This window comes from Planococcus sp. CAU13 (assembly GCF_000775575.1).
Classification (GTDB): Bacteria; Bacillota; Bacilli; order Bacillales_A; family Planococcaceae; genus Planococcus.
Genome location: NZ_JRGN01000041.1, coordinates 1 through 7506, shown reverse-complemented (window position 1 = coordinate 7506; position 7506 = coordinate 1). Strand labels below are relative to the sequence as shown.

9 protein-coding genes are annotated in these 7506 nt (G+C 47.9%); 1 reads left to right on the top strand and 8 read right to left on the bottom strand.

Translation table 11 applies throughout. The annotated features are described in order from the left end of the window. Positions 1-95 precede the first annotated feature (95 nt). The 8 genes from panD to KW93_RS01595 form a co-directional block, all read right to left on the bottom strand. A complete protein-coding gene (gene panD, locus KW93_RS01630) occupies positions 96-479 on the bottom strand; it encodes an aspartate 1-decarboxylase (RefSeq protein WP_033541214.1) in 384 nt (127 codons plus the stop codon). A 3-nt stretch (positions 480-482) separates the two neighbouring features. After that, positions 483-1319 carry a pantoate--beta-alanine ligase gene (panC, locus tag KW93_RS01625; protein ID WP_033541213.1) on the bottom strand — a complete coding sequence of 279 codons (837 nt, stop codon included), beginning with the start codon at positions 1317-1319 and terminating at the stop codon, positions 483-485. Positions 1320-1544: 225 nt separating this feature from the next. Beyond that, a complete protein-coding gene (locus KW93_RS01620) occupies positions 1545-2528 on the bottom strand; it encodes a biotin--[acetyl-CoA-carboxylase] ligase (RefSeq protein ID WP_033541212.1) in 984 nt (327 codons plus the stop codon). Continuing rightward, positions 2506-3639, bottom strand: coding sequence for a CCA tRNA nucleotidyltransferase (locus KW93_RS01615; RefSeq protein WP_033541211.1), 1134 nt, complete (start codon positions 3637-3639; stop codon positions 2506-2508). The genes KW93_RS01620 and KW93_RS01615 overlap by 23 nt, the downstream gene beginning before the upstream one ends. Then, positions 3636-4778 carry an N-acetyl-alpha-D-glucosaminyl L-malate synthase BshA gene (gene bshA, locus KW93_RS01610; RefSeq protein WP_033541215.1) on the bottom strand — a complete coding sequence of 381 codons (1143 nt, stop codon included), beginning with the start codon at positions 4776-4778 and terminating at the stop codon, positions 3636-3638. Before bshA ends, KW93_RS01615 begins: the two co-directional genes overlap by 4 nt. An 11-nt stretch (positions 4779-4789) precedes the next feature. Then, positions 4790-5194, bottom strand: coding sequence for a methylglyoxal synthase (gene mgsA, locus KW93_RS01605; RefSeq protein WP_033541210.1), 405 nt, complete (start codon positions 5192-5194; stop codon positions 4790-4792). Between the two features lie 14 nt (positions 5195-5208). After that, positions 5209-6009, bottom strand: a complete 801-nt coding sequence (gene dapB / locus KW93_RS01600) for a 4-hydroxy-tetrahydrodipicolinate reductase (protein WP_033541209.1) — start codon at positions 6007-6009, stop codon at positions 5209-5211. After that, on the bottom strand, positions 6006-6344 hold the full coding sequence (locus KW93_RS01595) for a nucleotide pyrophosphohydrolase (protein ID WP_033541208.1): 339 nt from the start codon (positions 6342-6344) through the stop codon (positions 6006-6008). The genes dapB and KW93_RS01595 overlap by 4 nt, the downstream gene beginning before the upstream one ends. Before the next feature lie 107 nt (positions 6345-6451). Here KW93_RS01595 and KW93_RS01590 point away from each other — a divergent pair, with 107 nt between their 5' ends. Continuing rightward, positions 6452-7318 carry a YitT family protein gene (locus KW93_RS01590; RefSeq protein WP_033541207.1) on the top strand — a complete coding sequence of 289 codons (867 nt, stop codon included), beginning with the start codon at positions 6452-6454 and terminating at the stop codon, positions 7316-7318. Positions 7319-7506 lie beyond the last annotated feature (188 nt).

Sequence of the window (7506 nt, the reverse complement as noted above, 5' to 3'; positions counted from 1 at the left end):
AAAGCGAAGCTGTTTTGCGTAATATCGATTGCTCTAATTTACTAATTCACTTTAATTTTAAAAACAAAAAAGCCTTCTATATAAGAAGGCGAGGTTTACATAATGGTAGCTTCAGGTTCGTAGCTGATGATTTCCTTGATTTTATTGGACTCATCCATGATCGCTACGGTCGGTTTATGGTCGCGTGCCCGGTCATCCATGATATAAGCGTAGGACAGTATGATGACGATATCGCCCTTTTGGACAAGACGCGCTGCCGCTCCGTTGACACAGATGACGCCGCTTCCCTGTTTACCAGAAATGATATAGGTTTCAAATCGGGCACCATTGTTATTATTGACGATGTGGACTTTTTCATTCGGCAGCATGCCGACCGCATCGAGCAGATCCTGGTCGATCGTGATGCTACCGACATAATTCAAGTCGGCTTCAGTGACAGTGGCGCGGTGGATTTTTGAGTTGAGCATCATTCGAAGCATTGTTCAGTTCCCCTTTATGGTAAATAATAAATTGTCGATCAGGCGCGCTTTCTCAAATTGGACCGCCACCGCCAAAATGGCATCGCCTTCCACTTTTCCCGAAAGATCCGGATAGGACAGGAATTGAATATAATCAATCTTGCCGGAAGTGTTATCCTCCAGATGCTTTGTCATGGCATGTACAGGATCTGTTCCTTTAAGCGCAGCTGCTTTTCCGATCTCCAGCGCTCTTTTCAAATGCGGCGCTTCTGAACGTTCCTGTTCATTCAAATAAACATTGCGGGAGCTTTTTGCGAGTCCGTCCTCTTCCCTGACAGTCTCGATGCGCCTGATTTCGAGTGGAAAATTAAAATCTTCGACGAGCGATTCGATGATTGCCAATTGCTGGGCATCTTTCTGCCCGAAATACGCCCGGTCCGGCTGCGTGAGGTGAAAAAGTTTCGTCACCACTTTCAGCACGCCGTCAAAATGGCCCGGCCGCGACTTTCCGCATAATTGATCGGCCAGCCGTCCTGCTGAAATGGAAATGGGAGACTGCCTCGGATACATTTCGTCGGCGGACGGGGCAAAAATCACATCTATACCCGCTTCTTCAGCCATCTGAGTATCGCGTTCCATATTTCTCGGATAGCGTTCATAATCTTCATTCGGCCCGAATTGTGCAGGGTTGACGAAAATGCTCATGACGACTTTATCATTCTCACCTTTCGCGGTATGCACGAGTTTCATATGGCCTTCGTGCAGAAAGCCCATCGTCGGCACCAGACCAATTGAAGAGCCAGCCGCTTTTGTTTCTGTAACCCAGTGTTTCAGTTCTTCTATTGTTTCGATGAAGTGCAAAACTTTTCTCTCCTCCCAGGAAGAAAGCCACAACTAAAAAGTCCTTCCGCCAAAAATGGACAGAAGGACAGAAAATGGTAGACTCATTTCTTCCGTCCCTGTCATGCAATAGATCAAGGCAGATTCATTTAATTGAAATTTAAGCAGGTTACCGGCGGTGCAGTTCTTCAGAAGATACTGCCCTCAAAAAACACTATAGCAGATGATGCCCGGAAAAAACAATTGTCAATTCCTCATTTCGATATCAGCCGAATAAATACCGTGCAGCCTGCCGTCCGGTGTGCGGAGCTGCAATACCCCCTCATCCGTAATGCCTTCTGCAATTCCTTCCAGTGTTTCTTTCGCCATCCGCGCGCGGACCGGTTTTCCGATCGTCGTCGAATAGCTTTCCCACATCATCTTCAGGACACCAAATCCTTCATTGATGTAAATCGCTGTGTAATGCTCAAGATAAAACAGCATCGCCCTCACCAGCTGCTGGCGGCTGACCGCCTGGCCGGCCTCCATCTTCAGTGAGGTTGCGATATCTTTCACTTCATCACTGAAATCACCGGCGTCCTGATTCGCATTCAAGCCGATTCCGATGATCAGCGCCTGGATGCCATCCGCGTCTGATTGAAGCTCCGTCAGTATCCCGGTGCATTTTTTGCCGTTCAATAAAATATCATTCGGCCATTTGATGTCGGGCCTCAACCCTGTGACTTCCTCGATTGCCCGCACGACCGCAACTGCAGCAACAAGCGTAAATTGCGGCGCACGGTGAAGCGGGACATCCGGCCGCAGGATAACACTCATCCAAATGCCTTTGCCGTAAGCGGAATCCCATTTCCTGGCCATTCGGCCGCGCCCGGCGGTCTGTTCTTCCGCAAGCACCGCTGTGCCGTCGGGAACACCCTGCTGTGCCAGCTGATGCGCGATGATCTGAGTGGAGTCACAGGTGGCGATCCATTCTATCGTCCTGCCCAATCGTTCCGTTTTCAGAAGGGGCTGAATCGCTGACGGTTCCAGCGTGTCGGGTATGCCAGACAGCATGTACCCCTTTTTCTTGACAGAAGTGATTTCGTAGCCTTTATCCTGCAGTTCTTTAATATGCTTCCAGACGGCTGTTCTGGAAATGCCGAATTCATCTGCCAGCTCCTGCCCCGAAACGTGTGCACCCGAAGCTTCCATCAACCTTGCCGCCAGTTTATTCGTTACGGTAATATTCATCGAAGAACCAGTCCTTTATTTTCTCTTTATCATTTTGGAGTTTGCCGGAGACAACCTGCCGTTCAATTTCGCCAAGGGCTTCCTTCAGCCAGGGGCCGGCTTTATTGCCTGTCCACTCGATCAGATTTTTGCCATTTACGGCAAGGTCTGATTTTGACTTAATAGGCAGTTCACTTTTTTTAAGCGGCCAGTTTTCTTCCGCTTTCTTTATCCGGGCAGCGAGATTCAGCTGGCGTGCGGTGAAACTATAAAGGATCCACTCATCCCAGGAATCCATCAAAGTCGCTTCCAGTGATTTTGTAAGTGCAATCTTTTCATCATTAGATAATTTATAGGTGGAGATGGCTGATACATCTTCACGGTTCTTCCATATTGCATAGAGCCAGCCGTTCAAGGGATCTGCTGACGGAACAAAACCGCTCCAATCCGCCTTGAACAGGTCACCTGCAGGCATATGTTCGGCCAGTCCTGAAGACACCAGGTAATTAATGCTGCGAACAGCATGCTCATTGGACATGATTTTATCCATTTCCAGTTTCAGGCGCTCCACTGCAATAGCCCGGATCAAATGGGCGTTGTTCCGGATCGATGCTAAAGTATAATCATCAATGGAAAAATCCAATTGCCCTGAAAAGCGCACGGCCCGCAGCATCCGCAGCGCATCTTCCTGAAATCGGAGATCCGGTTCTCCGACTGCCCGAATTATTTTTTCATCTAAATCTTTTCTGCCGCCGAACAAGTCCACGACTTTCAGATCTTCAGTCATCGCCATGGCATTTATGGTGAAATCGCGCCTTTTTAAGTCTTCATCCAGGGATTTAACAAATTCAACCGAATCCGGTCGCCTGTTGTCGGAATAGCCGCTTTCTGTCCTGAAAGTAGTCACTTCCACACCCGTTCCATTTATCAGCACAAGAACCGTGCCATGCTGGATGCCGGTGTCCACTGTCCGGCTGAAAAGCTCCTTGACCTGAATGGGATCTGCAGAAGTCGCCACATCAAAATCTTTCGGATCTTTTCCGATCAGAAAATCACGCACCGCTCCTCCAACCAGATAAGCTTCAAAACCGGCACTTTTCAGCTTGCCGATGACTTCGATGGCCGTCTTCATTTCATATTCACTTCCGGCAGCAGTCTTGCGTAAATATCTTCATATTCTTTCAAAATCCTTTTTGAATGAAATTTGGAAGCAACGGTTTCAACGGCCCCTTCTCTCAACCGCTCAGCAATTTCGGGACTCCGCAGCAATTCAATTCCATAGGCGGCAGCCTGCTCCGTATCGCCCAGTTCAACGAGGTAGCCGTTTGAACCGGATTCGATGATTTCGGGGATTCCGCCGATATTCGTTCCGATTCCCGGGACTCCACAGGCCATGGCTTCCAGCAATACAAGACCGAACGCCTCTTTTTCAGAAAGCAGCAGTTTTAAGTCACTAATATTATACAATTCAGATAGATTATCCCTCTTCCCCAGGAATAATACTTTTTCTTCCATACCAAGGTCGCGCACCTGTTCCTGGATTCTGCTCATTTCCGGCCCATCACCCACGAGGAGCAATTTGCTGCCCACCGTTTGGGAGATGCGGTAAAAGGTGTCGACGACATCCCCGACTCTTTTCACTTTTCGGAAGTTAGAAACATGAATGACGACTTTTTCGTCTTCATTGATGCCCAGCTCTTCTTTCAGATGCCCTGTATCTTTGACATGATAATCTCGTTCATCCACGAAATTATAGACTGTTTCAATTCTTCGATCCGGGTCGATCATGTCATATGTCTGGTCGCGCAACGAATTCGAAACTGCTGTTACAATGTCCGACTTTTCAATGCCGTAGCGGATGGCTTCCTTCAATGAAGAATCTGAACCCAGCACGGTGATATCCGTGCCGTGCAGCGTCGTGACAATGCCGATATCCGATCCTGCCATATCGCGACCAAGTATGGCGCACACTGCATGGGGAATCGCATAATGGACGTGCAAAAGATCCAGTTTTTCATTTTTGATCACTTCCGCTATCTTGGTGGCGAGCGCTATATCATACGGCGCATATTGAAACACCGAATACGAATTTACATCCACTTGATGGCTGAACACGTTTGAATACATGCGATTGAGCCGAAAAGGCGTACTCGATGTAATAAAATGGATTTCATGCCCTTTTTCGGCAAGCATTTTGCCCAGTTCCGTCGCGACGACTCCAGAACCGCCGACAGTCGGATAGCAGGTGATGCCTATTTTCATTTTCCGCAATTCCATCACTCCTATCCTCTGCGTTCCCTGATCAGCCGCCAATCAACAAAGCCTTCTTTCAAGCCTTTTAATAATACTTCCGCCGTCCCCATATTGGTGGCCAGTGGAATATTATAGACATCACACAGTCGAATCAATGCCGTCACATCCGGCTCGTGCGGCTGAGCTGTCAAAGGATCGCGGAAAAAGATAATCATATCCATCTCGTCCTGGGCAATCATGGAACCGATCTGCTGATCTCCCCCAAGCGGCCCCGAACGGAAGCGGTGCACCTGCAGCCCTGTTTCATCGATGATGCGCTGGCCGGTTGTGCCGGTCGCAAACAAAGAATGCTCAGACAAAATCGGCTGGTAGGCGATTACAAATTGAATCAGATCGTCTTTTTTCCGGTCATGTGCTATTAAAGCGATTTTCATGCCAACTTCCCCTTTTAGTCGATTATATTTTCCAGGCCATATACCAGTCTTTCAATTTCCATCACTTTTTTGACGGACAGGGCTACACCGGACATGAAAGAGCCGCGGTTGAAGGAATCGTGCCTGATTGTCAGCAGCTGACCTTCCCCTCCGAGCAGCACCTGCTGATGGGCAACCAAACCAGGCAGCCTGACGCTGTGGATGCGCATGCCATCGTAATTGGCACCTCTCGCTCCCGCCAGTGTTTCTTTTTCTTTTGGATGTCCCTGGCTGTGTGCTTCTCTATAAACAGAAATCATATTTGCAGTTTTCATCGCCGTCCCGGAAGGCGCGTCCAGTTTCTGGTCATGGTGCATTTCGATGATTTCGATATCCGGCAGGTATTTGGCAGCCTGTTCCGCAAATTTCATCATTAATACAGCACCTATCGCAAAATTCGGCGCGATAATACATCCGAGTTTATGCTGTTCTGCATAAACGGTCAGTTCCTTCAGTTCCTCATCGGAAAATCCTGTCGTGCCGACAACCGGTCGGATGCCAAGTTCGAGTGCTTCTCTCGTATGCTGATAAACCGATTCCGGAGATGTCAGATCGACGAGCACATCGGGTCTCGTCTTTCTATAAAGTTCACCCAGCTCCAGATAAATGGGCACCGAAAACGACTCTGGAAACAGCTTTGTATCAGCTAAAGTTTCTCCCACTTCTTTATAGTCAAGCACAGAAACAAGTTCCATATTGTGGTTTTTCATGATTGTATGTACAGCTTCCTGGCCCATCTTTCCACGGGCTCCAGCAATTGCGACCTTTATTGTCATTCGATTTCATCCTTTCTTGTCCATCTGTTTTTATCCCTCGTATTGAATTTTTCCATTACCTTGTCATGAGCAGCAGCCAGATTGATATCAAGCGAATTTGCCATCGTAATCAAAACAAAGAGAAGGTCACCCATTTCCTCTGAAATGCTGGCTTCGGCTTCGGTCGACTTCTTTTTCTTCGGACCATAAACATGATTGACTTCCCGGGCCAGCTCCCCCAGTTCTTCAGTCAAACGGGCAATCATTTCAAGCGGTGTAAAATAACCTTCTTTAAATTGGGAAATATAGTCGTCAACTTCCTGTTGCAGCTGTTTCATTGTTTTTTCGTGTGCCATATTTTCACGCTCCTTATTCAATCGTAAAGAAAAGGGTTGATGTTGTCAAAATACTGAAAATGACCCATAATACAAGAGTTGGACATTTAGAACGGAGTTGAAAGTGATTGAAAGATCTGCGAGTGAAAAACATAATCTTCATTTTATTGGGTGCGGCCATCTACAGTTTCGGTTTTGTACACTTTAACATTCAAAATGAGCTTGGGGAAGGCGGATTTGCGGGCATAACACTGATCTTATATTTCCTTTTAAATTGGGATCCCGCATTAATGAACTTATTATTGAACATACCGGTTTTCTTTGTCGGCTGGAAGCTGCTGGGGAGAAAAGTGTTTTTCTACACCATCATCGGCACAGTGGCCGTCTCGGTTTTCCTTAAAATTTTCCTGATCTATGAAATCCAGATCGATCTGCAGGATGATTTATTTCTGGCCGCCCTGTTTGCCGGCATTTTTGTCGGAGCCGGCCTCGGCATCATTTTCCGATACGGCGGAACGACAGGCGGAGTGGACATCATAGCCCGTCTCGTGCAGAAATACATCGGCTGGAGTATGGGCAAGACCATGTTCCTGTTTGATGCCGCAGTTATTATGCTGTCCTGGATTGCTTTCCTGGATAACAGATCCATGATGTATACACTGGTCGCCGTTTTTGTGGGTGCACGTGTCATTGATTTTGTACAGGAAGGCGCTTATTCAGGCCGCGGCGCATTGATCATCTCCAATTCCCAGGAAGAAATCGCGAGCCGCATCGCGGTCGAGATGGACCGTGGCATCACCATCCTTCGTGGCTACGGGCATTTTTCGAAAGAAGAACGTGAAGTGCTGTATTGTGTCGTCGCCCGGAATGAAATCGTCCGTCTGAAAAACATCATCAATGAAGTGGATCCCCATGCATTCGTTTCCTTGATCGAAGTGCATGATGTCATCGGTGAAGGCTTCACGCTCGACGAACAGAAAATGCCGATTCACTAATTGAAAAACTTTAATGATTTTTATAATCATTTCGCTCTAGGCGGACGCTTTCCGCGAGAGCGGCCTGAGCCTCCTCAGTCGCTGGCGCTCCCTCCGGGGTCTCAGTCTCACTCTGTTCCCGCAGGAAAGACATTGACCGAAGCCTTGCGAGGGCAAGGCTTTGCGACGAAGCAGCGCAGCGATGCAGG